Source organism: Nonomuraea turkmeniaca (assembly GCF_005889735.1).
Lineage (GTDB): Bacteria > Actinomycetota > Actinomycetes > Streptosporangiales > Streptosporangiaceae > Nonomuraea > Nonomuraea turkmeniaca.
On the sequence record NZ_VCKY01000031.1, the window covers coordinates 38,042 to 60,795 of the forward strand.

The following is a 22,754-nucleotide window of genomic DNA, read 5'->3' on the forward strand; positions in this document are numbered from 1 at the left end:
GGTGTGCAATGTCCACGACGATGAGCGGGCAGCCCACGCGAGCGGGACACATCACCTTCTTCGTCTCCCTGGCGGTCTTCGCGCAGGAATCGACGTGGAACCTCTATGACTCGCAGGTACCGCCGTTGCTCCGCGAGCACATCGCCAGTGCCGCGCTCATCGGCCTGCTCATGGGGATGGACAACCTGCTCGGCATCTTCATCCAGCCGTGGATGGGCAACCGGTCGGACAACACCCGTACCTCGTGGGGAAGACGTGTCCCGTACCTCGTCGTCGGGATGCCGTTGGCGGCGCTGCTGTTCCTCGCCATCCCGCATGCCGCGGCCGCGTTGCCCCTGCTGGTCCTGGTGATGTTCGCCTACGCGCTGGTCGCGAACTCGTTCAAGCCCATCGCCGAGTCCCTGCTCCCGGACTTCATCCCGCCGCAGCGCCGGAGCCGGGCCAACGCGGCGGTCAAGATCGCGTCGAGCCTCACGGTGATGGTCGCGGCGCTGATCAGCATCTTCCTGATCGACGACTTCCCGAGATTGTCGTTCGCGATTCCCGCGGTCCTGATGGTGGCGTCCGTGGTCCTGCTCGCCGCGAAGTTGCGGGACAGCCGGTCCCCGGCCTACCAGACGGCGCTCGATGAGGACCGCGAGCGGCAGGGTACGGCGTCGGCGAACGTGCGGGTGCGGGTGCGGGACGTCGTGCTCGACATCGTGCGGGACCCGAACCGCAGCAGGTTGTTGCTCATCGTGGCCATCCTCCTCTTCGGCGGTGCGTGGGCCGCCTCCCGGGCACTCATCACGCCGTACGGCATGGAGGTGCTGAACCTGTCCCGCGGCGAAGCGGGCGGGCTGACCCTGCCCAGCGGGGTGGCCTTCATCGTGGCGGCCTACCCGGTGGCGCTGCTCGCGGAGCGCTTCGGCCGGCTGCGCGTGATGATGGCCGGGATGGTGGTGTTCGCGGCCGGCCTGGTGCTCGGCACCGTGGTGCAGACGCCCACCGGCGCGGTGGTCGGTCTGTGCGTCGCGGCAGCGGGTGCGTCCTCGTTCCTGGTCAACGCGGTCGTCGTCCTGTGGAATCTCTCCCCGTCTGACGGAGTGGTCGGGACCTATACCGGTCTCTATACCGTCGGATGGGTGGGTGGTGGCTTCCTCGGGCCGGCGGTGGTCGGCGGCATGGTCGACCTGACGAGCTGGTCCCTGCTGATGATCCACGTCGCGATCATCGCGGTCATCGCCGTCCTGACGGTCGCGCGCGTCAGTGCCCTGCAACGACGGTCTTCCTCCGGACGTGTGTTGTGACGGCGACCCGCGTACTGATCACCACGGACTACCTCCGCCCCGGCGACGAGGTCGACGAGTTCCTGAGGCTCTCCGGGCTGGAGACCGTGCACCTGCCCATGGTCGGTCGGCGCGACCCCGAACAGCTCGTGGCGGCGCTCGCCGGGATCGACGCCGCGCTGGTGGCCAACGAACCGCTGACGGCCGACGTCCTCGCCCGCGCGCCGAGGCTGAAGGTCATCGTGCGGACAGGCGTGGGCTATGACTCGGTCGATGTCGCCGCCGCGGCCCGACTGGGGATCAGCGTGAGCAACCTGCCCGGCATCAACGCCAACGCCGTCGCCGAGTACACCATGGGTCTGTTGCTCGCGGGCGCCCGGCGCCTCGTGCAGTCCGCACACGGTGTGGCCCAGGGGGCCTGGCCGCGTGCGGACGGATGTGAACTGCGCGGGTCCACCCTCGGACTCATCGGCTACGGCGCGTCGGCGCGGGCGGTGGTGCCGCTGGCTCGCGCCTTCGGCATGAGCGTGGTCTGCACCACCAACGTGCCGGCGCGACTGCGGAGCGATCCCTCGGTCGGGTTCGTCGACCTGCCCGAGCTGCTGGCCACCGCCGACTACGTCTCGGTGCACACCTCGCTCACGGAACGGACCCGAGGCCTGCTCGGCGAGTCGGCGTTCAAGCGGATGAAGCCGACCGCGCTGCTGGTCAACACCGCGCGTGGTCCCATCGTCGACGAGAACGCGCTCGTCGCGGCCGTGCGGGCGGGACAGATCGCGGGCGCCGCACTCGACGTCGTGAGCGAGGAGCCGCTCCCGCCTGACAGCCCGTTGCGCGGCGTCGACGGCATCGTCGTCTACTCCCACATGGCCGGGCAAACCGCCGAAGCACGAGCCGCCGCAGGGCGCAGAGGGGCCGAGGAACTCGTGGCGGCGCTCGCAGGCCGAGCACAGTTCCCGGTGAACTGACACGAGAGAAAGAGGGACATGGACAGCGAACCCGTCAAGCCGGTCCGGGTCCTGTCGCCGAGTGGCATGCTCGGCGCAGGCTGGGACCACGCGACGATCGAGCGCGGCATCGCACTGGGTGCCGACGTCATCAGCATCGACGCCGGGTCAACGGACTCCGGCCCCTACTACCTCGGCTCCGCGACCCCCAAGACGACGGCCAAGGCGGTGGCACGCGACCTGCGCAGCTTGCTGACGGCCGCCTCCAGCGCGGGCATACCCGTGATCGTGGGCTCCTGCGGTACGAGCGGGACCGACAGCGGCGTCGACTGGGTCGCCGGGATCGCGGCCGAGGTGATGGCGCAGGAGGGCCTGGACCTGAAGGTCGCCCGGATCTACAGCGAGCAGAACGCGACCGGGTTGAAGGAGCACCTCGACGCGGGCCGGATCCACCCGCTGCCCCCGCTGGGACAGCTGCGGGCCGAGACCCTGGAGAGCTGCACCCACATCGTCGGCGCGATGGGCCACGAACCGATCGTCCAGGCACTCCGTGCCGGTGCCCAGGTCGTGCTCGCCGGCCGTGCCACCGACACGGCGGTGGCCGCTGCCTACCCGCTCATGAAGGGGATGCCCGCCGGGCCGACGTGGCACGCCGCCAAGATCGTCGAGTGCGGCGGTCAGTGCACCAGCAACCCGCGCGCGGGCGGAGTCCTCGCCACCATCGACGCCGACGGCTTCACCATCGAACCGCTCGACCCCACGGTGTCGTGCACGCCGATCTCGGTGGCCGCCCACATGCTCTACGAGACCGCGAACCCGTTCGAGATGCGGGAGCCCGACGGCACCCTCGACGTTCGTGACGCGCGGTACACCGCGGTCGACGACCGGATCGTCCGCGTCGAGGGGTCGAGGTTCCACGTCGCCGACCAGTACACGATCAAGCTGGAAGGCGCCCGGATCACCGGCTACGAGACCATGTCGTTCACCGCGATCCGAGACCCCCTCATCCTCGCTGACATCGACGCCTGGGCGGACCTGATGCGCACGATGATCAAGCGGCGGGTGGGCCAGACGCTGGAGCTGTCGGACGGCGAGTACGCCTTCGACCTGCGCCTCTACGGCCACAACGCAGTGCTGGACGACCTCGAGCCCGAGACCGGGCCGCCGCGGGAGGTGGGCGTGATGCTGCTGGTCAACGCGCCCGACCAGGCGACGGCCACGGCGATCGCCAAGGTCGCCAACCCGCTGATGCTGCACCTGCCGACGCCGTCGATGGACTACCTGCCTAGCCTCGCGTTCGCGTCCTCGCCGGCCGAGGTCGAGCGCGGCGCGGCGTACGAGTTCGTGCTGAACCACGTCGTCGACTGCGCCGACCCGACGAGCCTGTTCCGCATCGAGATGGGAGAGAACGCCGATGTCTGAGACCACCCTGGCCGACCTCGCCCACGAGGTCCGGTCCAAGAACGCGGGCCCGTTCTGGGTCACCATGGAGCTCTTCATGCGCGACGCCGACGGCTACCGGATCGCCGCGGACGAGTCCTTCCTGAACGAGCGCGTGATCGCCGAGCTCTACCGGGTCGAGGAGAGCACGGTCCAGATGTTCCGGATCCCGTCGCTGAACGTCGTGAAGATCTCCTTTCCACGTCCTATCAGCCAGGGATCGCTCCGGGACCGCGACATGCACGCCGGCCAGCACCACGTCCCTCTCGCGCGCATGCCGATCAAGCGGCCGGCCGAACGTGATCGCTGACGACCTCGGCACCTGGGCGGCTGCGCTGAATCATGGTGTTGCGTCATGAAGTGGCAGTGCTGCGACGTCAGGTCACGCGCCCGAAGCCGGACTGGGCCGAACGAGCCGTTCTCGCGGCGCCGGCCCGAACGTTGCCGGCGGTCCTGCGCGCTCGTCGGCTGGTCACCCCGGCGACCTTGCTGGCGTGGCACCGTCGTCTGCTGCGACGGGCCTGGACCTGCCCGCATCGGCCCGGGCGTCCATTGGGATCGCGGACGGATGTGGCTGGTCTAAAAGCGCCAGCGGGTTGCGCTGAAGCCTTCCTCCTTGCCGAACGCGAACACCACCGTCGGCGCGACCGCGAAGACGTGCTGAGGATCGCTCAGGGAGGTGTCGGCTGGATCGTGGAACTCTCCCTCCCTGACGAGCGGGTGCCACCACGGATACTTGGTCGGGAACAGGTCCGCGACCCGTTGCAGCCTGGCAGCGTCGCGCACGAGGTGCGCCGTGCCCTCGACCACGAGGTCGACGTCGTGACCGGGAACGGTGATCGCGCAGCTGTCATTCTCTGCGAGGTCACGGGCCTTGCGGGTCTGCCGGCCGGTGCTGAAGCAGACGGCACCTTCCAGCCAGACACCTAGCACCGGCACCACGTGCACCCGCCCGCCCGCGCCGGATGTCGCGAGCAGATAATCCTCGCTGTCGCTCAGCCGCGTCCGTACGTCGGCCCAGGTGAGTGCCGTCAGCGGTGTGCCGCTAGGGCTGGACAGCTTCTCGGCTGTCGGTTCTGACTCTGCCATCTCCGCTCCTCAGATTCGGTTGATGCCGGCTCGGGTGGGGAAGTTCTCGGAACTCTTCGGGCGTGGGGCGTGTCAGCCGAGGCCGGATCGGGCTATGACGTTGGTGATGCTGATGCGAACTGCGGTGAAGCCTTCCCGTACGAATGATTCAGCGACGTCCTCGGCGGGTTGGGAGGGGTAGTAGCGGTTGGCGATGCGTGCGGCGACGTGTTTGATCTGGTCCGGCTCGGCGGAGACGTGTGCTTCTCCTTCGATGGTGACGAAGCTGTAGGGTTGCCGATCATCGCTGACGCAGAGTGCGATTCGCCGGTCGTGGGCCAGGCTTTTGCCCTTGACGCTCCCAGGGGATAGGGCGAAGGCGAGTTCGTCGCCGTCGAGGACGAAGCAGACCGGGGTGACGTGGGGTCGCCCGTCGGGGCGGGTGAGAGCTATGTGGGCAAGCCTTGTTCCCGCTGTGAGGAAGGATCGCCATTCGTTGTCGGTCATTGTTGTCATCGGTGTGTTCCTTCTGTTTCGATGGTGCGATTCCGCGCTAACGGTGGCGCTGTGTTACAGCCTCGCGGCCGGCTTCATCGCGCCTCACCGGTGTGTTCGTGGATCGCGTGGACGATGGTTTCTCTTGCTCGTATTCGTCGGGTCGCCGCCACCACCAGCCGCTGGCTGGCGACCAGCTGTGTCCGGGCGGCCGAGCGCGGTGAGGTCGAGGTAGTTGAACGTGCTGTTGAGCAGGTCGGCGCCTCGAGCGTAGGTGGAGTAGACGTGGAAAACATCTGCCTCGCCGCCGGAGGAAGGTGCTGATGCCGCGGCCTTCGCCAGTGCCGTCCCGGACCCATGCCGCACGAGGAGCACCCCCTACCACCAGGATGCTCGCGGTGAGGAACCTCCGTCCAGCACTGACCAGCGGAGGCATGTCCTCGAGCCCGAGAAGCCACAGCGACTCGGACCATGCTGGGCGCCGCAGCCTGCCGCGTGAGGCCGGTCGTGGCCATCATGACCGACCTGCCTGCCGCGCGCGCAGGGATCCAGCGACGGCTTGCTGCGCCAAGAAGAGTAGGACCCCCGTAGCGAGGGCGGTGGCGCCCAGCCAGATTCTGCCGGTGTGCTCCAGCAGCGCCGTGCCGGCCACCGGGCCGAGGGTGACGCCGAGGCTCCACGTGCTCGAAGCGACGCCCATGTATCTGCCGCGCAGATCAGGCGGCGCCAAGTCAGCGAACGTGGCGCCGAACTGGACGGCCATCCCGATCTGCCCGAGGGTGAGGATGAGGACCGCGCGGCAAAGCCGGCGCTGCTCTGAGTCACGGCGGCCAGACCGCCGCCCGGGCCTGCCAACAGCATGGAGGTGGCGAGTACTGTCCCGCGGTCACGATGCGCCAGCACAACGACGGCCAGCGGCTGAAGGATGACGATGGCGAGCCCGTCGAGGGCGAGCACGGCGCCGTAGGCGGCCGCGCCGTGCCCCTGCGCTGTCATCAGCAGCGGCAACGTGGCGAACGCCTGCATGAGCAGCGTGAAGTAGGCCACGTGGATCAGAGCCATGGTGAACATCAGGCGGTCGCCGAGCAACGCTGGCAGCAGCGCACGCCGAGGGTGGCTCGAGGCCGAGCGGGTCTCCGGCACCGCAGCCACCACGATCAACGCCGCGGCCAGCATGGCGACCGCGTTCAACCAGAACAGCAGGCTGTAGCCGTGACTTACCAAGACCACGGCAGCCGTTGCGGCGATGGCGTACCCGAGGTTCGCAGCCCAATAGAGCAGGCTGTACGCCCGCACCCGCTGTTCGGGCGGGAGGTCCGCCACGGGCGCCGAGCCGGCCGGGCGGAAGAGCCCCGCGATCAGGCCGTACCCGACTGCCGCCGCCCAGATGACCGGCGTCGTGTCGGCCGATCCCAGGGCGACCAGCGCAATTGACGTCCCCAGGAACCCTAGGAGCATCGTCTGTCGACGTCCGAACCGGTCCCCGAGCCATCCGCCCAGCAATTGCGAACCGAAGTCGCCGATGCCCACAGCCGCCACCACGCACCCGCCGCCGTCGGAGCCATCCGCTGCTCCTGGGTCAGGTAAAGCACAAGCATCGGCTGCACGAACGCGCCGGCTCGAGCAACGAGGTGGCACGCCCCCAAGGGTCCACGCCAGGGCTGGTAGCCCGAACGGCGGCCTGCGTGTGCGGATCCCCGCACCGGTGTCGACCCTGGTTGTCGAAACTGTCATGCCGTCGACGCTAGAAGCGATGAGTGATCGAGAAAAGCGAATGTTTACGATCGAATCCATCGCCATGTGTTATACATGGAGCCATGGCCGACGTCGACCTGCGGCAGCTGACGACCATGATCGCGATCGCGGAGGAGGGGACGTTCTCCCGAGCGGCGAGCAGACTGGGCTACACCCAGTCGAGCGTGAGCCAGCACATCGCAGCGCTGGAGCGGGCTCTTGGCGGCTCAGTGTTCGATCGGCCCGGTGGTCCAAGGCCGGTGCGGATAACTCCTCTCGGAGCCGTGGTGCTCGAGCAAGGCAGGGAGCTGCTGTCGAAAGCCGAAGCGCTGGCGCATGCGGTTGATCGATTCAAGGCCGGCGATGGCCGAATCGACGTCGGCACCCTGCAGAGCGTCTCCAACGTGATCCTTCCCACCGTGCTGCGCCGCCTTCGGGACGAGCATCCCAACTGCGAGATCAGACTCTCGGAAGCGGAGCCGGACGACGCGCAGATCGGCGATCTCGACCTCCTGTTCTACGACGGACTGATCAGCGATGAAGCGGAACACGTCCTGCTGATGGAGGACCCCTACTTGGTGGTGGCGCATCCAGGAGACCTGCCGGCCGGCCCCGTGGCCGCGGAGAAGCTGGACGGGAAGGCGATGGTGGCCTGGCCAGCGACCTGTGACCAGCCCAAATTGGAGAAGTTCCTCGCGGACGCAGGCGCACAGCCGCGCATCGTGTTCCGCTCAGCGGGAAACGAAACGATCCTGTCGATGGTGCGCGCCGGGATGGGGCTCGCCGTTCTGCCGTGGCTTGCGATTCATCACGTCGTGTGCCGCTCCTGTGGCGCGATTCATGGACCAGAAGGTTGGCCAGATCTGCAGGTGCACGAACTTGACCCCGCACCCACGCGCGAGATCTACCTTCACTGGTGCCCTGGACGCGGCGGTCAGTCGCCGCTTGCGGCCCGCACCATCGAGATCGCCGTTCAAGTCTCGCGCGAGCTGGCTCAGCAGTCTCCACTAGCCCGGACCTGACCCGGCTACCAGCTGCTTCAGCGTCGACACCGGCGCAGCCCGACGGTCCGATCAATTCTCAGTCGGGTGTCGAGCGGTTCAAGCCAGCGACGGTCGGATTGATATCGAAACCTTCCAGAGCGTGTCCCGCTCGGAAATACTCCTCGCCCGCCACTGCCCAGCTTTCTGGAGGTTGGAGTGACGATGCGGGGTGGGGATCGGTCACCGTCTCGGCGCAGATGGGAGGATTGCGCGGATACGCGAGAATGCCCACTGTGATTGTGAACAAGGCGATCTACTGCAATGGCGTGCGTGAGACCATCAGCGGCGACATCAGCGATGCCTTCAGCGCAGCCCGGGCCAGGGGCGACTGCTTCTTGTGGATCGGCCTGCACGAGCCCACGCAGGAGGAGTTCGATCTGATCACCAGCGAGGTGAAACTGCATCCGCTGGCGGTGGAGGACGCCATCCATGCCCATCAGCGGCCCAAGCTCGAACGCTACGACGACACCCTGTTCATGGTGCTCAAGCCGCTGATGTATGTGGAAGAGACCTCCGACATCGAGGTCGGCGAGATCAACCTGTTCCTGGGCGATGACTTCTTCATCAGCGTCCGCCACGGCCAGGCCAACCCGCTGAGCGGAGTGCGCCAACGCGTCGAATCCGATCCCGACCTGCTGGCGGCCGGGCCGGCCGGGGTGCTGTACGCGATCTGCGACCAGGTCGTCGACACCTACTCCCAGGTCTCCCACGAGGTCGAGCACGATCTCATCGCGCTCGAGCGTCGGGTCTTCAGCGGCGAGCACACCGATGTCACCGCCGACATCTACTCCCTCAAGCGCGAGGTCCTGGAGTTCCGGGCCGCCCAGGACCCGCTCGTACCGGTCCTGGAGGAGATCGTCAAAGGCCGGGTGACCTTGTGTGCCGGCACCCGCGATCAGTTCCGCGATGTCCTGGACCACCTGCTCCGCGTGGACGCCCAGGTCGACGAGCACAACGAGCTGCTCACCAGCGCCTTGAGCGCCCACCTGGCCCTGGTCGGCCGTGAGCAGAGCACGGTGGCCATGCAACAGAACGCCGACATGCGCAAAATCTCGTCATGGGCCGCCCTCATCGCCGTCCCCACCATGATCGCCGGCATCTACGGCATGAACTTCGACTACATGCCCGAACTGCACTGGCTGCTCGGCTACCCCTTAAGTTTGACCGTCATGGTCATCGCCGTGCTCATCGTCCACCGGCTGCTGCGAAAGAGCGGATGGCTATGAGAACGCCCAATTTCTTCCCCCGCGGACCCTCCCCGAGCAGACTTGTCCTTGCCGCGGTCGTCGCCTGGATCGTCCTGTTGACCGTCATCATCCTGCTCGATCCCCACGGCTCCGGCCCATGAGTCCGCACCCGCTGTCAGCCGCCGCGGGCAGGACGGCGTGACCAGGCCGGTTTGATCGGGGCCAGCAGCGACAGGCCGGCCAGCGCGAACGCCGGCACGAGCGCCCAGCGCAATACCACGGACCCGACTTCCTGAGTCTTGGCCATGGTGCCGAGCGAACTGCCGATGCTGCGATACACCTCATCCAGCGAGTTGGCCGTCTGAGCGTCGTAGGTCCGCCCGGCGGTGCCCTCGGCCAAGGTGCGCAGCGTTTCGGTGTTCGGTGGGACCGGCAGTTGGCGGCCGTCGATCTCCACGGTGCCGTTCGGGGTGCCGAAGGCGATGGTGGAGACCGGCACCTTGCTCCGGGCAGCGTCTTGGGCGGCCTCCGGCACCGTGCGGCCCGCGGTGTTGTCGCCGTCCGACAGCAGCACGATGGCCGCCGGCGGCGGGTCGCTGGCCGCCTGCTGGTCGAAAGAACGGATGGCGTCCAAACTGGAGAAGACCGCCTCGCCGATGGCGGTGCCCGATGCGGGCCGGAGCGTCTCGACGGCCTGAGCCACCGCCTCGTGGTTCACCGTGGGCGAGACCACCACGGCCGCCGATCGGGCGAAGGACACCAGGGCGACGTTGAAGCGCTCAGGCAGACTGGTGATGAACCTCTTCGCCGAGGACTTGGCCGCCTGCAACCGGGACGGCGGGATGTCGGTCGCCACCATGGACAGCGACACGTCGATCGCCACCACGATGGTGGCCCGGTCCCGGGGCACGAGAACCGTGGCGGTCGGGCGCGCGGCAGCCACAATGAGCAGCCCCATCACCAGCGCGAACAGCCCCGCGGCAAGGTGCCGCGACCAGGTCGCCCGGTGCGGTGCCACCAGGTCCAGCAACCTCGGGTTCGTATAACGCGCGGCGTAACGAGGCCGGAGGAGCTGCACGACGACGTATCCGGCCACGGCGGCGGCCAAGGCCACGAACAACCACAACCATCCGGCGGCCTGAAAGCTCATCCTGCCTCCCCGCGGACAGCACTGGCGCCCCGGAGCAGAGCAGCGCCCGCGGCCTGACTTCTCCTCGGCGTGCCTGTCGCATGCGGACATCCGCAGGTCTACCCCCGGCCGGTACACACATGCGCGGCCGGTTCTTCCGGATACCGCCAGGACCGGCGGCCAAGGGTGAGGAGGTGAGGCTGCATGAGCAGTGAACCTCCTGGTCCGGCCCGCTGAGCGTCCCACCCCCGTTCTGACCAGCGCCGCCGTGCGGCTCATTCGGCTGTGCCGCCGTGTTGGTGACCCATGATGTCCGACTGGCGTTCGTGCGTTATCGCTCAAACCGGTTAAGCGTCCGCTCAACCACATTTGAGCGAACGCTCAGCTGGTGATCGAAGGCTCGATGGAAGTGTCTGGTCAGAGCGATGGCGCAATTCTCGCACCAACACCGTCCCCGGACTCATGCCAACAATCAGGCGCCGTCCAGTGAGATCGCGGGGTCGACGCTGATTTTCACGACGTCGGGTCCCAGGTGACGGGCAGCCCGTACAAACCGTAGATCAACATGTCGTCGCGCAGCGGAACCTCCTCCTCCGGCACGGCGAGCCGCAACGTGGGGAACCTGTCGAACAACGCCGGCAGTGCCACCTCCATCTCCACCCTCGCCAGTTGCTGCCCCAGGCACTGGTGGATGCCGTGTCCGAAGGCCACGTGTCCGGATGCCGACCTGTGCAGGTCGAGTGTGTCCGGCTCGGCGAAGTGCTGGGGGTCGCGGTTGGCGGCGGGGATCGAGACGGTGACCGACTGGCCCGCCTTGATCTGGACCCCGCCGAGCTCGAGGTCCTCCAGCGCGGCGCGCACGCTGGCGGGGATGATGCTCAGATATCTGAGCAGTTCCTCGGCGGCGCCGCGCCGGCGCAGGGCGGGGATCTGGTCGCGGTGGCCCATCAGAGCGTAGGCGCCCAGGCTGATCATGTTGGCTGTGGTGTCGAGTCCCGCGCCCACCAGGATGAAACCGATGGTGGCCAGCTCGTCGTCGGTGAGGTCGGAACTGCCGGCCAGGCCACTGAGCATGTCGTCGGTGGGGTTGGCGCGTTTGTCCTGGATCAGCTCGGCCACGTACCCGCGTAGGGACATGAAGGTGGCGGCTTTGTCTTCCGGCGAGACGTCCATGCGCCCCAGGACGGCCATTTCGTCGTAGAACCGACTCCTGTCGCTCTCGGGCACCCCGAGTAGTTCACACATCACCTGGCCGGGGATGGGCACGGCGAACGCCTGGACGAGGTCCACGGGCGGGCCCTCCTCCTGCATGGCGTCCAGTCGCTCTGCGGTGACCGCTTTGATCCTTTCGGTGAGCCGGCGCATCCTGCGGACGGTGAACTGGCCGGTCAGCAGTTGCCTGTAGCGGGTGTGCTCCGGCGGGTCCATCGCGGTGAACGCCCCTGGAGGCGCCGGTTGCGGCTTGTCGCTGATGCCCACTCCTGTGAGCGGGTTGTGGAGGAGCTCGGCCTTGTGGCTGAAGCGCGGGTCGGACAGCACCTCACGGGCCAGGGCGTGGCTGGTCACCAGCCAGCCCTCGTGTCCGTCTGGATAGGTCAGGGGGGAGACGGGTTCCTCGGCGCGCAGGCGCGCGAGCTCTGGTGCCGGGTCGAAAGGACATCCGGCCTGTCGTTGTGTCAGCAAGGACATCTGTTCGCCTCTCTTTGACGGCTTCAGTTCCGAGATAACACCCCCATGAGGAAAAGTACAACTTATGTAACTTTAGTGATGATGTAAGATTTTGCCCATGGAGGACAGCAGGCGCGAGCGCAAGAAGCGCCAGACCAGGCAGTTGCTCGTCGACACCGCGTTCAGACTGTTCGCCGAGCAGGGTTACGAGGGCACCACGGTCGCGCAGATCGCCGCTGCGGCCGATGTGGCGATGAAGACCTTCTTCAACTACTTCCCGAGCAAGGAGGACGTCGTCTTCGGCAACGCGGGCTCCTACGTGGAGGCGGCGCGGAGGCTGATCGCCCAGCGCGAGCCTGACGAGAGCGTTCCCGGCCTGCTGATGCGGCTGTATGACGTGGAAATCGTCAACTACTTGACCGAGGGGCCCACGGCAGGTGACGTCGAGCGGATGGAGGTCTACAAGCACATGGTGATGACCGTGCCCGCCGTACAGGCCAAGGGGCTGCAAGTCCTTTTCGACATCCAACGAGGGATGGCTGAGGCGCTGGTCGAGGCGTGCCCTGACGAGCTCGACCCGATCAGCGCGGCGGCAGCGGTCGGCTCCATGATCGGCGCGGCGCAGGCAGCGGCGATGGCCAGCTACGAGCGGTCCGGCCCCGCGGAACAGGAGCAGCTCAAGGCGGCCAGACGCGGCTTCGACCTAGCGATGAAAGGGCTCAACACACTAGGCCGCGCCCCTCGCGCCGATCAGGTCAGGACCGCTACCTCCGACAACCAGTGAAACCCCGCCCGCACCTGCGCTTTCACCACCGAGCCCGGCGAAACGGCGATCCTGCGGTCGCACACGATCACGTGCGCGGCGCAGCACCTCGGCGAGTTCGGCGCGGTTCACCTCTCCATCGTGCCGCAAAGATCGCACGCGGGGTGGTGCCGCCGGTCCCACGGCTCACCGGTCCTGGCGGAGCAGAGCGGCGCGTACCGATCATCGAACCATGGCAGACGTGACCACGGTGGCGCTGGTCACCGGAGCGAACAAGGGTCTGGGCCGCGAGACCGCGCGCCGCCTCGCGGGAGAAGGTGGCAGGTGTTCCTGGCCGCCAGGGACCGAGAACGCGGCATGCGCACGGTGCACGAACTGGCCGGTGAGGGGCTCGACGTGGAGTTCGTCGAGCTGGACCCGGCCCGCCCCGAATCTAGCTTGCTGAACCTGGCCTCCCCTCGTCCAAGACCGCACTCAATATGATCGTTTCCCAGTACGCATCCAAGATCAACGCAGCGGCTTCCCCGCCACCGACATGAACCAGCACACCGGCATCCACACCGTCACCGAAGGCACCGAAGGCACCGAGGGCACCGACACGATCATCCGGCTGGCGACCTGGACGCGGCCGGACCGACCGGTGGGTTCTTCGATCGCGACGGCGCTGTCCCCTGGTAGGAGCAATGACCATGACCAAGATCCTGACGATCGGCCTCCACCCCCCGCGAGCTCGACTACAGCCTGCATCCAGGCCTGGACGAGACGACGCTCAGCGCTCGTACCATCCTCTTCGAACGCTTGATCAACGTGCTGGTGGGGCCTCACCCGGGATCCGGTTCTTCTTCAACAACTCCCCCGAGACGACGACCGATGCCATTCGCCGCCAACTGCAGGGGCTCTCCTGAGCAGCCCGACCCCTTCCCGGGCCGGGCACCGGGGAAAGTGCCGAAACTGCCACACGCCTCGGCCCACTGGGCGGCTGCCGACCTTGCTGGATAGCAGGATGGAGTGCGGTTGAGCGGTCATGTCCCCGGCGCCGCCTTCAGCTCAGGTGCGGCGACCAGCATGAACTCCTCATCGTAGTTTTCGGCTGCTGGCTCCCCGTAGCTTCCGGCCCGGGTCAACAGTCCAGCGCCGGCATGGGCCGCCCGTCCGGGCTCCAGGTGCGCAGGAACTCCGGCTGGACGGAGACGTCGACGAGTTCCAGCCGCAATCCCATGCCCGTCATCCGGTGGTAGGTGAAGGGACGACCGTACGGGCGGGCGTCGAAGTCCAGCGGCCACCCCTTCTCGACGAGACGGTTCGAGCAGTCGTCGATCCTGGAGGCCCAGAATCCGATGTGGTCGCAGCGAGCTCCCTGGCCGGGGTCCCAGGGGCTGCCCACGGGCCCCTCGATCAACTCCGTGTAGAGCGGACCATGCCGGGAGAAGACGATGCGGTAGGCCCAGTCCCCCAGCCGCCCTTCCCGAATCGCGTTCCATACGATGCCCACCGTGCGGCTGAAGTCGCGCATGGCGGCCTCGATGTCCGGCACGACGAAACCTAAGTGATAGGGGCCGACACTCCCGCTGGCGGGGCAGGCCGCCGGGGCGGACGTTTCCCCCGGTCGTGTCTCCGCCGTTTCCCCGGTGGGCGGCGCTGCCCAGGCCGGGGCGGCGAATCCGCCGCCCGTGGCCGTTAGCAGGGCGCCCAGCCCCACCGCGCCACCCAAGCGGAGCGTGTGCCGCCGGCCCGTCGGGCTCTCGCCGTGATCGATGTCCCACTCGTCATTGATGCTCATCGCGTCCTTTCGCCGGAACAGCGGGATCACAGCACGGCCCGCACGCGGATGACCAATAAGCATGCCTTCGGTGATCCATCGGGCTACTGATGGCTGCACGCGAGGCAGCCACACGGAGTGCCTGGAGGTTCACAGGTGATGGCGGTGCGGACGGGGCGACACAGAAGATGCCTGACGAGGTGATCTTGCCGTTTCAGGGCCGGATCTGACCAAGGACCGACTACCGCGACGATCCGCGCGCGATGACCGTGGCGGGATCTCCTGCGGCGCTCCAGCACCCACCGCACGATCATGTATGCGAGGGACCACAGCCCCTGAAAGGCTCCCGGACCAGCCCACGCTGCCGCTGACAAAACCCCAGCTCACTCACACCCAGGCGCGAATTTGTCGACCGGCACAGGCTGAGCGGAGGAGACAGGGATGGTTCTGCTCTGCGCGAAGCAGGCAGAACTGGAACGCGCCGTCTGCCTATGGTGAGGCATGGCCTCCTCCATCCCGCCGCTACGTCCAGCGATCGATCGGACCGCCCCCAAGCCGTCTCCGGCTCGCGAGCCGCTGTGGCGGCACGTGCTCGGTGAGCGTCTGAGAGGTCTTCGTCACGAGCGGGGCGAGAAGTTGAGCGAGACGGCGAGTCGCGCCGGAGTCTCGCCGCAATATCTCTCCGAGATGGAACGAGGCGTCAAAGAGCCGTCGAGCGAAATGATCGCTGCGGTCGCCGGCGCGCTGGATGTGACCCTGGTCGATCTGACCCTCGCCGTTGCCGAGAGCTTGCGGTCTGCTCAGCACAGCACGTCGAGAGGTGCTACCTGCTCGGCGGCATATGCTCTGGCCGCGTAGCGCGGCTCGCCGGGGTTATCCACGGGCCTATGAATGCTCCTTGATGATCTGATCGAGGAGCCCGTACTCCAAGGCCGCGGTCGCGGTAAACACGCGATCGTGATCGGTGTCGGCGCGCAGGGTCTCGATCGTCTGGCCGGTGTGCCGTGACAGGATGCGCTCGATGTCTGCCCGGACCCGTACGACCTCGTCGGCTTGCAAGATGAGATCGGGGATCGTTCCGCGCCCCTGAGCGGCCGGTTGGTGCAGGATCACTCGTGCGTGCGGGAGAGCGGCACGTTTTCCTTCGGCACCCGCGGCGAGAAGGACGGCACCCACCGCGACAGCCTGTCCGACGCAGGTTGTCGAAACCCGGGGGCGGATATGGCGCATGGTGTCGTATATCGCGAGCATTGCGCTCGGATCCCCGCCTTCGCAGTTGATATAGAACTGTATTTCGGCGTCGGGGTTGTCTGACTCCAGAAAAATCAGCTGCGCGATGAGCGCGTTCGCGACGCCCGCGTCAATTGCGGTGCCCAGATACACGATTCGCTCGGTGAGCAGGTGCGAGTAAACATCCATGATCCGCTCGCCACGAGGATTCTGGGCGATGACGTTCGGGATCGTATATGTGGTCACTGGCCGACTCCTTCGGTGACGCCGAATCCGGGCCGTGGGCGATTGTGTGGCGCGATTTCGTCGAAGTTCTGCACGATCGCATCTATGAAGCCGTACTCCAGTGCCTCCTGCGCTGTGTACCAACGATCGTGCAGAGAATCCTCAAATATGCGTTCGACGGGCTGACCCGTGTCCTCGGCGATAAGACCGAGCACCGTGTCGCGAGTATGCCGTAGGTCGCCGGCCTGCAGTTCGATGTCGACTGCGGTGCCGCCGATTCCCGCCGAGCCTTGGTGCATCAGGACACGTGCGTGCGGCAGGGCGCGGCGCTTCCCTCGGGCCCCCGACGACAGCAAGAATTGCCCGGCGCTGTAAGCGATGCCCAGCACGAGGGTCGATACATCACAGGGAATGAGTCGAATGATGTCGCGGATGGCAAGCATCGAGGGAACCGAGCCGCCCGGGGAGTGAATCCACAAGGCGATATCGGACGACACGTCCTGCGTGGCGAGTGCCATCAGCTGCGTGGCCAGCAGCGTCCCATTGTCGTCATCGAGAGGGCCGTCGAGAACGAGAACACGCTGCTCGTAGAGCTCACGTCTTACCCGCGCGTTGAACAGCGGAAGTTTCGATTCTTCGCTCATGTGTCCATCATGTGAGGCGATCCGGATCGGCGTCGACACGATCCGCCTGGGGCAGATCTGCTCTGAGCAGAGAGAACTCCTGAGCAGGGACAACTCGATTTCCGGCCCCAGTTCGGAGCATTGCGGTCCTGGAATCGAGCGGCCGAGCGGTTGGAGATCGATGAGGATCTCGTGGCCGCCCGCCTCTTCGACAGTGAGGTGATCTCAGCGAAAATAATTCGACGATGGGGATCTCTCGGAGGCCGCTCGTGGCGCGTTCCGGGCCCTTCTGCAGGTGTCCCGCTCGGGAACACGACTTCGTGCTCTGAACTTGGGTTTTGCCGGATGATCAGGGCGGTGGCTGGGACCATCTCGAAGTGTTGTCGGCGCTCCACCGGTTGATGAGAGATCTGCTCGGCGTGCTTGCGGTGCTGCATCAGGCCGATTTGTCCAAGGACATCGAACTGCATGGCCGGCCACGGTGGACCACGCCGACAGGTTCCGGCTTACGGCGTTGCCCGGGCTCGTGAAACGCCGCCGCTGAGCGGAGATCTTCCGGCGACCAGGCCATGATTCTACGCCGCCGCCCTCCCGGCCGCACTCTACGAAACCTCCTGATGGGCCTCCCCACTGAAAGTTTCCCCATCCACAGCCCCTCCACCAGCGCCGTTATCGGCGGCTGTCGCCACGCGCCCTCCTCTGGACGCCGGATGGCGTACCTTACTCCCGCTCACCCACATCCGCGTCAAAGGGAGTCGTCGTGCGTACATGGTTGGCCCGCGCCGTTGTGTCCTTCCTGATGGTGCCGCTGACGGCCGCTCCGGCGGCCCCCTCCGCCTCGGCTCAGACGGACGCGCGTACGTGCGCGAAGGCGAACCTGCTGTTCTGCGAGGACTTCCAGGCCATGCCCATCGGCGGCGCTAGCAGTCTCCGCTGGGGAATCGACACCAAGCACGGCACGCTCACCGTCGAGCGCGGCGGGCGGCAGGGGCAGAAGGTGCTGCGTGTGCACACCGAAGGCAACGGCCGCGCGTTTCTGAAGGTGGACGACTTCGCCGCGCCGGGCAACAGCTTCTACGGGCGCGTACGGTTGCGGGCCGGCGCGTTCCCGACCGCGCCTGCCTGGGCGCACTACACGCTGATCGAGGCGACCGGCGACGGACCCGAGATCGTCCGCCCGCTCGGCGGCCAGTACGCCCCGCCGCCCCACGGCGGAGCCGCGTACTGGGGCGTCGGCGCGGACGGCGGCCCCACCGGGGACTGGACGAACTGGCAACCCACCGCGCCCTCCGTCGCCGGGACATGGACATGCGTGGAGTGGCACATGGATGCCGGCGACAACCGCATCTCGTTGTGGTTCGACGGGGTGGCCAAGCCAGAGCTCACCGTGTCCACCCGGGAACACGGCGGCAACCCGGTCGACTTCGTCTTCCCGCGGTTCGACACGATCAAGCTGGGCTGGCAGCTCTACCAGGAGAACCCGACCCCCGCCGCCTACGACGTGTGGATCGACGACATCGCGCTGAGCAGCCGGAGAGTGGGCTGCTGACCGTATGCGGATCAGACGGCGGCGGAAGCCTGTGGGGCTCAAGAACTCGAATCACTTCCAGCGCAGAGCCCCTCGTCCAGTGGAATGGAAAGGCTCCTGCTGCAGAGCAGCGTCTCCATGGAGGCGGAGCTACGGTGCTTCGGCATCAGGACCTGGTCCTACGCCGCCAAGTCACACGGGTGCGCTCCGAGCCAGCCGACCGCATGTGGCGCGCGGCGCTCTCGCACCTGATACCCCGCCCCCAATGGGGAAGGATCTTCCCGAAAACTCCGGCCACCCTGCTGGCCTGGCACCGCAAACTCGTGGCCAGAGAGTGGGACTCGCGGACAGCGCCGTCCCGGACGACCGCCCACGACAGCTGCGGTCAAGGCCCTCATTCTGCGCATGCGGCGACTACGTCGTGGAGCGCAACGAGATCTACGACTACTCCAAGCTCGCCACCTACACCCCGGCCGACCATATGTACGGGATTGCCCGACGCCGCTCGTTACGGCTCGTTCTTCAGCACTCCCGTCAACCGGTCGTAGCGGTAGACACGCACGCTGGACTCGGCGCGGTTCTGCAGTCCCCTGACCCGCACGACGAGCACACCTTGCTGAACTCGGTCCTCGGTGCTGACGCGGAGCCAGGGCTCACCGTCACGCAGCGCGATGACATCCTCCACCAGATCGCCGTCGTGCCCCGCCGCGATGGCGTACGTACGGCCTTCAGGCGAAGCAATGTCGATGCCGCCGTCCTGCCGAAGCGTGAAGGTGACGACGAGATTGCCGCGGCCGCCGTTCGCGTCGCCCACGAAGTCGTACAGAGGCGCGGGATCGCCCACGTAGTATCGCAGCCGACCCATGCCGGTGACGTCCATGCCGTTGTAGAAGTTGCGGCCCGCCGAGTCCAGCCAGAAATGCGGGTTGTGGGTGGGCGAGCTAAAGCTCGGGCCGGAGTTGTAGGAGATGTGCCAGTGGGGAGGATTGTCGGCGTGCAAGGTGTTGTTGGTCTCAAAGCCCATCAGCACGAACCTATGTCCCTTCGCCGCGGCGACCTCGACCAAGCCGGAGTCCCGGAGGATGGCGTGTGCCGCGACGAGCTGGTGCACCACCGATTTGACCGGGCCGGCCGGCCACGGCACCGACGTCCATGGACCCGCGACGCGGTCAGGGTCGTTGTGCTCGATCCGCCAGTTCATTCCCGGTGAGATATCGGGGAAGCTCCATACCTGGAGCGTCGGCTGGTTCGCGTCGGCCGAGGACTGCGTCATCGGCAGCGTGAACGAGAAGCTGTGCCTGTCGCCGGGAACGTGGCGCAGCGCCAGCCGGGTGTCCTGGTGGACGACGGCCTCGATGTGCGTATCCGGCCAACGGACGGTGACCTCTATACCCGCAGCGTTCTGCGGGCCACGCACGAACGTGTAGTACTCCGCACGTGAGGCCACGGAGTAGTTCGCGCCGGGCAGGATCTCGTAGCCGACGGGCAGCACGACCTCGGGCCGGCCGGGTTCGCCAGGTCGGCTGCGTACGACGCGGAAGGCCGCGTAGGCCGTCGCCGCCTGAGCGGCGCCGGGCAGGGCGACCGCCAGGCCGACACCGGGCACGCCGGCGAGTAAGGACCGACGGGACAAGGATCCAGACATGAGGGCATTCCTCTCAATCGCATCACGGGGCTGTGCCGTGCGTTATGCAGGGGACGCGCCTTGATCTTCTGCCTCGGGCCTACCAGCGGAACCTCCCCTCTCGGAACGGCAAGTGAACACAGAGCATCATTTCCAGGCCACTCACCGGCCGATCGACGAAATCGTGCTTCCGCTGGGAGTTGCTGACGTCGCCATGACCAAACGGTTCTACGTCGAGCGTGGCCTGTCGGTGGCCAAGAGCTTGGCCGCGAGTACGTCGCGTTCGCCACCTCGCCCGTCAAGCCGGCGCTCTACGGGCGCTGTACCGCTGCCAAGGGCGCCGGCGACAACGACGGCACTCTTCCTGAGCGGTGGCTGATCGCGCAGTGGCCCAACGACGAGAGCGAGCCGGTCAGGTAGTGGCGGTCCAGCTGCCTGCTGATGCCGACCCGGCCGACCTGATCCGATACGGCAAGATCAGGTCGGCCGGATCGAGCATGATCACCGCGAGCTGAGGACCGGCCTGGGACTGGACCATTTCGAAGGCCGGTCCTGGACCGGCTGGCACCGCCACGTCACTCTTGTCACCGCCGCGCATCCGTTCATCACCATGCTGCGACTCGACCCAGAAGCGGCTGCGCCGGTCTGACCCTCTACGGGGTCATCCGCGAGTTACAACTGTTACTCGCGACCTGGACCGGCGCATGCCCTCCCTGCCATCGAACGTTGAAACCGTTACGCCGCAACAGCCATCGACAGGCCTGACAAAGCACTACTAGAGCTTGATCCGAACGAGGTTGCGCGCCTTCAGCGCGTAGAGGCTGGTGCCGTCAGGCGAGGCCGCCAGCAGCGGTTGCGTGCCGTACGCCTGGGCGGCCAGTCCGGACACGACCGTGGAAACGGTCATGGTCCTGGTGTCCAGGCGGTAGACCTGGTTACCGTCGGTGCCGTAGATCTTGCCGCCGGCCTCGACCAGCGAGCCGCTGCCCCCACCTGTCACCGGCACCGGGACGGTCCTGGTGACCTTCTTGCGCCAGGGGTCGAACTCGAAGATGACTCCGGTGGAGGCGATGCCGTACAGCTTGCCGCGCTGCTCGGTCAGCGCGCTGATCCGCTTGGCTCCTGGCACGGGGACCAGGCTCCACCGGACCTGCTTGGTATGCAGGTCGAAGGCGGCGAGCTTGGCCTCGGGCTCGATCGGAGTGGTGCCGAGGCCGCCGTAGATCTCACTGCCCACGTAGGCGGTGCCGAGCAAGCTGGTGATCGCGCTGATCGACTGGTTCTCGACGACGTCGCGGAAGGCCTCGACGGCGTTCTTGCTCGGGTCGTAGAGGGCCAGGGCGCCACCGTGCAGGCCGTACTCCGGCTGGGTGCCGACCAGCAGGCGGCGGCTACGTTTGTCGTAGTGCGCGGCCAGCGGGCGGTTCTGGTCGGCGCCGACGCGGGTGAGGCGCTGCAGGTCGGAGCCGTCAGGCCGCATGCTGAACAGGTACGCCAGGGTATAGACGGACAGGTAGACCTGGTCGCGGATCGGGGTCATCACCTTCGCCTCGCCTGGCAAGAAGGTGCGCGTGCTCGTGCCGGTGGCCAGATCGTGCACCTGGACCCCGGCCTTGCCGCTGACGAGCACCCGATCCTCGGTCGCCGTGATGGCCATGGCGAGTTCCGGCGCGGGCGGCATGCCGGCCTGGGTGAGGTCGACGCCGGTCAGCTCCTTGGTGGCCGGGTCGTATTCGACGACCTGGCTGGTGAGCACCGCGACGACCTTGCCGCCGCGCAGGAAGATCCGGTTGAAATACGCCCCGTCGTACGGCACGACCAGCTTCTCCAGCTCGGCGGTGTCGCGGTCGTAGCGGTAGAGCGTGCCCGAGGGACGCGTACCGAAGTAGACGTCGTTGTTGGCCGCGTCGATCTCGATGGCGGTCACGTAGGAGTCGCCTGGCGCGTCGACCAGCGTGTACTTCGACGGGTCTGCCGTGTCCATGAGCAGCATGTCACCGGTCGCCGACAGGCCGGCCGCGAGCAGCCCCTGTTTCAAGGTGAGCGTGGCGACGAAAGTGCGGTCGGCCAGCTCGGGCGGGAGGATCTCGCGCTTGGCTCCGGTGGCCCGGTCGATGGCGATCAGATGCGCGTGTGCGCCGACGCCGGCGTAGATCGTGGTGTCGTCGACCGCGATGCTGCGAACGTACTGCTCGCCAGTGGCCGCCTGGCCGAAGTCGCGGGTCTGACCGGTGGCGGTGTCGTATTCGACGACCCTGCCGCCCGGGTAGGTGCCCGCGTAGAGCTTGCCGTCGCCGGACGCGGCCATGGACCAGACGAAGTTGTCCGGCTTGACGTCGGCGACCTTCGTGGCCGTCCCGGTGGTGGTGTCCACCTTGTGGATGTCGCCGGGCGTGTACGTGCCGACGTAGAGGTCGGTGCCGACGACGGCGGTGGCCCAGGCACCATCGCCCGAGGGCAGCTCGGTGATAGAGGTGACCTTGCGCTGAGCGGGGTCGTAGGCGCCGATCCTGGTCGGTTTGATGCCGCCGGTGGCGACGTAGAGCTTGTCGCCGACGAACTCCGACCCATTGATCGAGGTGACCGACGACGCGGGCCCCAGGTCCTCGACGACCGGCGCCGGTGCGCCCGTCGTCAGGACGGCGGCCATGACGGCCGCGACGACTGCGTTGAACGGCATGGGGGTGCCTTCCATTTACGGACCAGTCCGATATTTGCGCAATTCGTATCATAAGAGGGCATAATCAATCAAGGTTGAGCGGCAGTCTTGACCTCGCCCCTGGGACGCCGTCTTATGGGTGCCGAAATGCGCACCACTCTGACCTGGTGCTAGCCCGAGAACGATCGCTCTTGGTGGTGCCGATGGAAGGCCGGATCAAACGCCACACGAACTCAGAGGAGCGATCAACGAGTAGCGCCCGAGCTGCCTAGCCTCGATGATTCACGGGGTTGGGTGGCTTCGCCCAGCGTGACGGCTGCGTGATTTGTTGATCTTCGTTTTGGTCTCTGGGCAGGGTGTCGAG

General features: G+C 66.9%; 20 protein-coding genes and 1 pseudogene. 10 read left to right on the plus strand and 11 right to left on the minus strand.

All coding sequences use genetic code 11. The annotated features are described in order from the left end of the window. The first annotated feature begins 8 nt into the window (after window positions 1-8). The 4 genes from ETD86_RS12120 to ETD86_RS12135 are packed head-to-tail and all read left to right on the plus strand — an operon-like array spanning window position 9 to window position 3,965. Window positions 9-1,289: an MFS transporter gene (locus tag ETD86_RS12120; protein WP_138666232.1), complete on the plus strand. Its 1,281-nt coding sequence runs from the start codon at window positions 9-11 to the stop codon at window positions 1,287-1,289. Beyond that, window positions 1,286-2,236, plus strand: coding sequence for a phosphoglycerate dehydrogenase (locus ETD86_RS12125; RefSeq protein WP_138666233.1), 951 nt, complete (start codon window positions 1,286-1,288; stop codon window positions 2,234-2,236). The genes ETD86_RS12120 and ETD86_RS12125 overlap by 4 nt, the downstream gene beginning before the upstream one ends. Before the next feature lie 18 nt (window positions 2,237-2,254). Further along, complete coding sequence (locus ETD86_RS12130) at window positions 2,255-3,637, plus strand: acyclic terpene utilization AtuA family protein (protein ID WP_138666234.1); 1,383 nt, start codon at window positions 2,255-2,257, stop codon at window positions 3,635-3,637. Then, a complete protein-coding gene (locus ETD86_RS12135; RefSeq protein WP_138666235.1) occupies window positions 3,630-3,965 on the plus strand; it encodes a DUF4387 domain-containing protein in 336 nt (111 codons plus the stop codon). Before ETD86_RS12130 ends, ETD86_RS12135 begins: the two co-directional genes overlap by 8 nt. Before the next feature lie 269 nt (window positions 3,966-4,234). On the opposite strand, the gene ETD86_RS12145 is transcribed toward ETD86_RS12135, so the two are convergent. The 4 genes from ETD86_RS12145 to ETD86_RS12160 form a co-directional block, all read right to left on the minus strand. Beyond that, a complete protein-coding gene (locus ETD86_RS12145; RefSeq protein ID WP_138666236.1) occupies window positions 4,235-4,744 on the minus strand; it encodes a pyridoxamine 5'-phosphate oxidase family protein in 510 nt (169 codons plus the stop codon). A 72-nt stretch (window positions 4,745-4,816) separates the two neighbouring features. Next, window positions 4,817-5,239: a PPOX class F420-dependent oxidoreductase gene (locus tag ETD86_RS12150; protein WP_211369992.1), complete on the minus strand. Its 423-nt coding sequence runs from the start codon at window positions 5,237-5,239 to the stop codon at window positions 4,817-4,819. Between the two features lie 84 nt (window positions 5,240-5,323). Beyond that, window positions 5,324-5,593, minus strand: coding sequence for a DUF899 family protein (locus ETD86_RS60040; protein WP_211369993.1), 270 nt, complete (start codon window positions 5,591-5,593; stop codon window positions 5,324-5,326). Window positions 5,594-5,596: 3 nt separating this feature from the next. Next, window positions 5,597-7,018, minus strand: a complete 1,422-nt coding sequence (locus tag ETD86_RS12160; RefSeq protein WP_425465628.1) for an MFS transporter — start codon at window positions 7,016-7,018, stop codon at window positions 5,597-5,599. A gap of 17 nt (window positions 7,019-7,035) precedes the next feature. On the opposite strand from ETD86_RS12160, the gene ETD86_RS12165 reads away from it, so the two are divergent. Beyond that, on the plus strand, window positions 7,036-7,974 hold the full coding sequence (locus ETD86_RS12165) for a LysR family transcriptional regulator (RefSeq protein WP_138666237.1): 939 nt from the start codon (window positions 7,036-7,038) through the stop codon (window positions 7,972-7,974). A gap of 245 nt (window positions 7,975-8,219) precedes the next feature. Further along, window positions 8,220-9,221: a magnesium and cobalt transport protein CorA gene (locus tag ETD86_RS12170; protein WP_246147870.1), complete on the plus strand. Its 1,002-nt coding sequence runs from the start codon at window positions 8,220-8,222 to the stop codon at window positions 9,219-9,221. Between the two features lie 136 nt (window positions 9,222-9,357). On the opposite strand, the gene ETD86_RS12175 is transcribed toward ETD86_RS12170, so the two are convergent. Both ETD86_RS12175 and ETD86_RS12180 read right to left on the minus strand, forming a co-directional pair. Further along, on the minus strand, window positions 9,358-10,332 hold the full coding sequence (locus tag ETD86_RS12175) for a VWA domain-containing protein (RefSeq protein ID WP_138666239.1): 975 nt from the start codon (window positions 10,330-10,332) through the stop codon (window positions 9,358-9,360). Between the two features lie 492 nt (window positions 10,333-10,824). After that, window positions 10,825-12,000: a cytochrome P450 gene (locus tag ETD86_RS12180; protein ID WP_138666240.1), complete on the minus strand. Its 1,176-nt coding sequence runs from the start codon at window positions 11,998-12,000 to the stop codon at window positions 10,825-10,827. Between the two features lie 97 nt (window positions 12,001-12,097). Between ETD86_RS12180 and ETD86_RS12185 the strand changes: the two genes are divergently transcribed. Then, window positions 12,098-12,763, plus strand: a complete 666-nt coding sequence (locus tag ETD86_RS12185; RefSeq protein WP_138666241.1) for a TetR family transcriptional regulator — start codon at window positions 12,098-12,100, stop codon at window positions 12,761-12,763. 1,099 nt (window positions 12,764-13,862) lie between these two features. Here the strand turns inward: ETD86_RS12185 and ETD86_RS12195 are convergent. Next, window positions 13,863-14,522 (minus strand): VOC family protein, encoded by a 660-nt coding sequence (locus ETD86_RS12195; protein ID WP_138666242.1) that lies wholly within the window; start codon window positions 14,520-14,522, stop codon window positions 13,863-13,865. A gap of 480 nt (window positions 14,523-15,002) precedes the next feature. Between ETD86_RS12195 and ETD86_RS12200 the strand changes: the two genes are divergently transcribed. Beyond that, window positions 15,003-15,359, plus strand: a complete 357-nt coding sequence (locus ETD86_RS12200) for a helix-turn-helix domain-containing protein (protein WP_138666243.1) — start codon at window positions 15,003-15,005, stop codon at window positions 15,357-15,359. 27 nt (window positions 15,360-15,386) lie between these two features. Here the strand turns inward: ETD86_RS12200 and ETD86_RS12205 are convergent, their stop codons facing one another. Then, window positions 15,387-15,977: a ClpP family protease gene (locus tag ETD86_RS12205; protein ID WP_138666244.1), complete on the minus strand. Its 591-nt coding sequence runs from the start codon at window positions 15,975-15,977 to the stop codon at window positions 15,387-15,389. Continuing rightward, the gene (locus ETD86_RS12210) at window positions 15,974-16,600 is read right to left on the minus strand and encodes a ClpP family protease (RefSeq protein ID WP_138666245.1); all 627 of its coding nucleotides are present in this window, start codon (window positions 16,598-16,600) and stop codon (window positions 15,974-15,976) included. The genes ETD86_RS12205 and ETD86_RS12210 overlap by 4 nt, the downstream gene beginning before the upstream one ends. Window positions 16,601-17,339: 739 nt before the next feature. Between ETD86_RS12210 and ETD86_RS12215 the strand changes: the two genes are divergently transcribed. Continuing rightward, window positions 17,340-18,128 (plus strand): hypothetical protein, encoded by a 789-nt coding sequence (locus ETD86_RS12215; protein ID WP_138666246.1) that lies wholly within the window; start codon window positions 17,340-17,342, stop codon window positions 18,126-18,128. A 487-nt stretch (window positions 18,129-18,615) separates the two neighbouring features. On the opposite strand, the gene ETD86_RS12220 is transcribed toward ETD86_RS12215, so the two are convergent. Further along, window positions 18,616-19,752: a hypothetical protein gene (locus ETD86_RS12220; RefSeq protein WP_138666247.1), complete on the minus strand. Its 1,137-nt coding sequence runs from the start codon at window positions 19,750-19,752 to the stop codon at window positions 18,616-18,618. Window positions 19,753-20,082: 330 nt separating this feature from the next. Between ETD86_RS12220 and ETD86_RS12230 the strand changes: the two are divergent. After that, window positions 20,083-20,380: pseudogene (locus ETD86_RS12230) on the plus strand (IS701 family transposase); the annotation flags it as partial. Between the two features lie 126 nt (window positions 20,381-20,506). Here ETD86_RS12230 and ETD86_RS12235 read toward each other — a convergent pair. Continuing rightward, on the minus strand, window positions 20,507-22,411 hold the full coding sequence (locus tag ETD86_RS12235) for an NHL repeat-containing protein (RefSeq protein ID WP_170223034.1): 1,905 nt from the start codon (window positions 22,409-22,411) through the stop codon (window positions 20,507-20,509). Window positions 22,412-22,754: the final 343 nt, after the last annotated feature.

What these genes read in the sequence shown, in the direction of transcription:
- ETD86_RS12120 (WP_138666232.1), top strand. Translation starts at nt 9, where the DNA reads ATGTCCACGACGATGAGCGGGCAGCCCACGCGAGCGGGACACATCACC.
- ETD86_RS12130 (WP_138666234.1), top strand. Translation starts at nt 2,255, where the DNA reads ATGGACAGCGAACCCGTCAAGCCGGTCCGGGTCCTGTCGCCGAGTGGC.
- ETD86_RS12135 (WP_138666235.1), top strand. Translation starts at nt 3,630, where the DNA reads ATGTCTGAGACCACCCTGGCCGACCTCGCCCACGAGGTCCGGTCCAAG.
- ETD86_RS12145 (WP_138666236.1), bottom strand. Translation starts at nt 4,744, where the DNA reads ATGGCAGAGTCAGAACCGACAGCCGAGAAGCTGTCCAGCCCTAGCGGC.
- ETD86_RS12150 (WP_211369992.1), bottom strand. Translation starts at nt 5,239, where the DNA reads ATGACAACAATGACCGACAACGAATGGCGATCCTTCCTCACAGCGGGA.
- ETD86_RS12160 (WP_425465628.1), bottom strand. Translation starts at nt 7,018, where the DNA reads ATGGCGATGGATTCGATCGTAAACATTCGCTTTTCTCGATCACTCATC.
- ETD86_RS12165 (WP_138666237.1), top strand. Translation starts at nt 7,036, where the DNA reads ATGGCCGACGTCGACCTGCGGCAGCTGACGACCATGATCGCGATCGCG.
- ETD86_RS12170 (WP_246147870.1), top strand. Translation starts at nt 8,220, where the DNA reads ATGCCCACTGTGATTGTGAACAAGGCGATCTACTGCAATGGCGTGCGT.
- ETD86_RS12175 (WP_138666239.1), bottom strand. Translation starts at nt 10,332, where the DNA reads ATGAGCTTTCAGGCCGCCGGATGGTTGTGGTTGTTCGTGGCCTTGGCC.
- ETD86_RS12180 (WP_138666240.1), bottom strand. Translation starts at nt 12,000, where the DNA reads ATGTCCTTGCTGACACAACGACAGGCCGGATGTCCTTTCGACCCGGCA.
- ETD86_RS12185 (WP_138666241.1), top strand. Translation starts at nt 12,098, where the DNA reads ATGGAGGACAGCAGGCGCGAGCGCAAGAAGCGCCAGACCAGGCAGTTG.
- ETD86_RS12195 (WP_138666242.1), bottom strand. Translation starts at nt 14,522, where the DNA reads ATGAGCATCAATGACGAGTGGGACATCGATCACGGCGAGAGCCCGACG.
- ETD86_RS12200 (WP_138666243.1), top strand. Translation starts at nt 15,003, where the DNA reads ATGGCCTCCTCCATCCCGCCGCTACGTCCAGCGATCGATCGGACCGCC.
- ETD86_RS12210 (WP_138666245.1), bottom strand. Translation starts at nt 16,600, where the DNA reads ATGAGCGAAGAATCGAAACTTCCGCTGTTCAACGCGCGGGTAAGACGT.
- ETD86_RS12220 (WP_138666247.1), bottom strand. Translation starts at nt 19,752, where the DNA reads ATGTCTGGATCCTTGTCCCGTCGGTCCTTACTCGCCGGCGTGCCCGGT.
- ETD86_RS12235 (WP_170223034.1), bottom strand. Translation starts at nt 22,411, where the DNA reads ATGCCGTTCAACGCAGTCGTCGCGGCCGTCATGGCCGCCGTCCTGACG.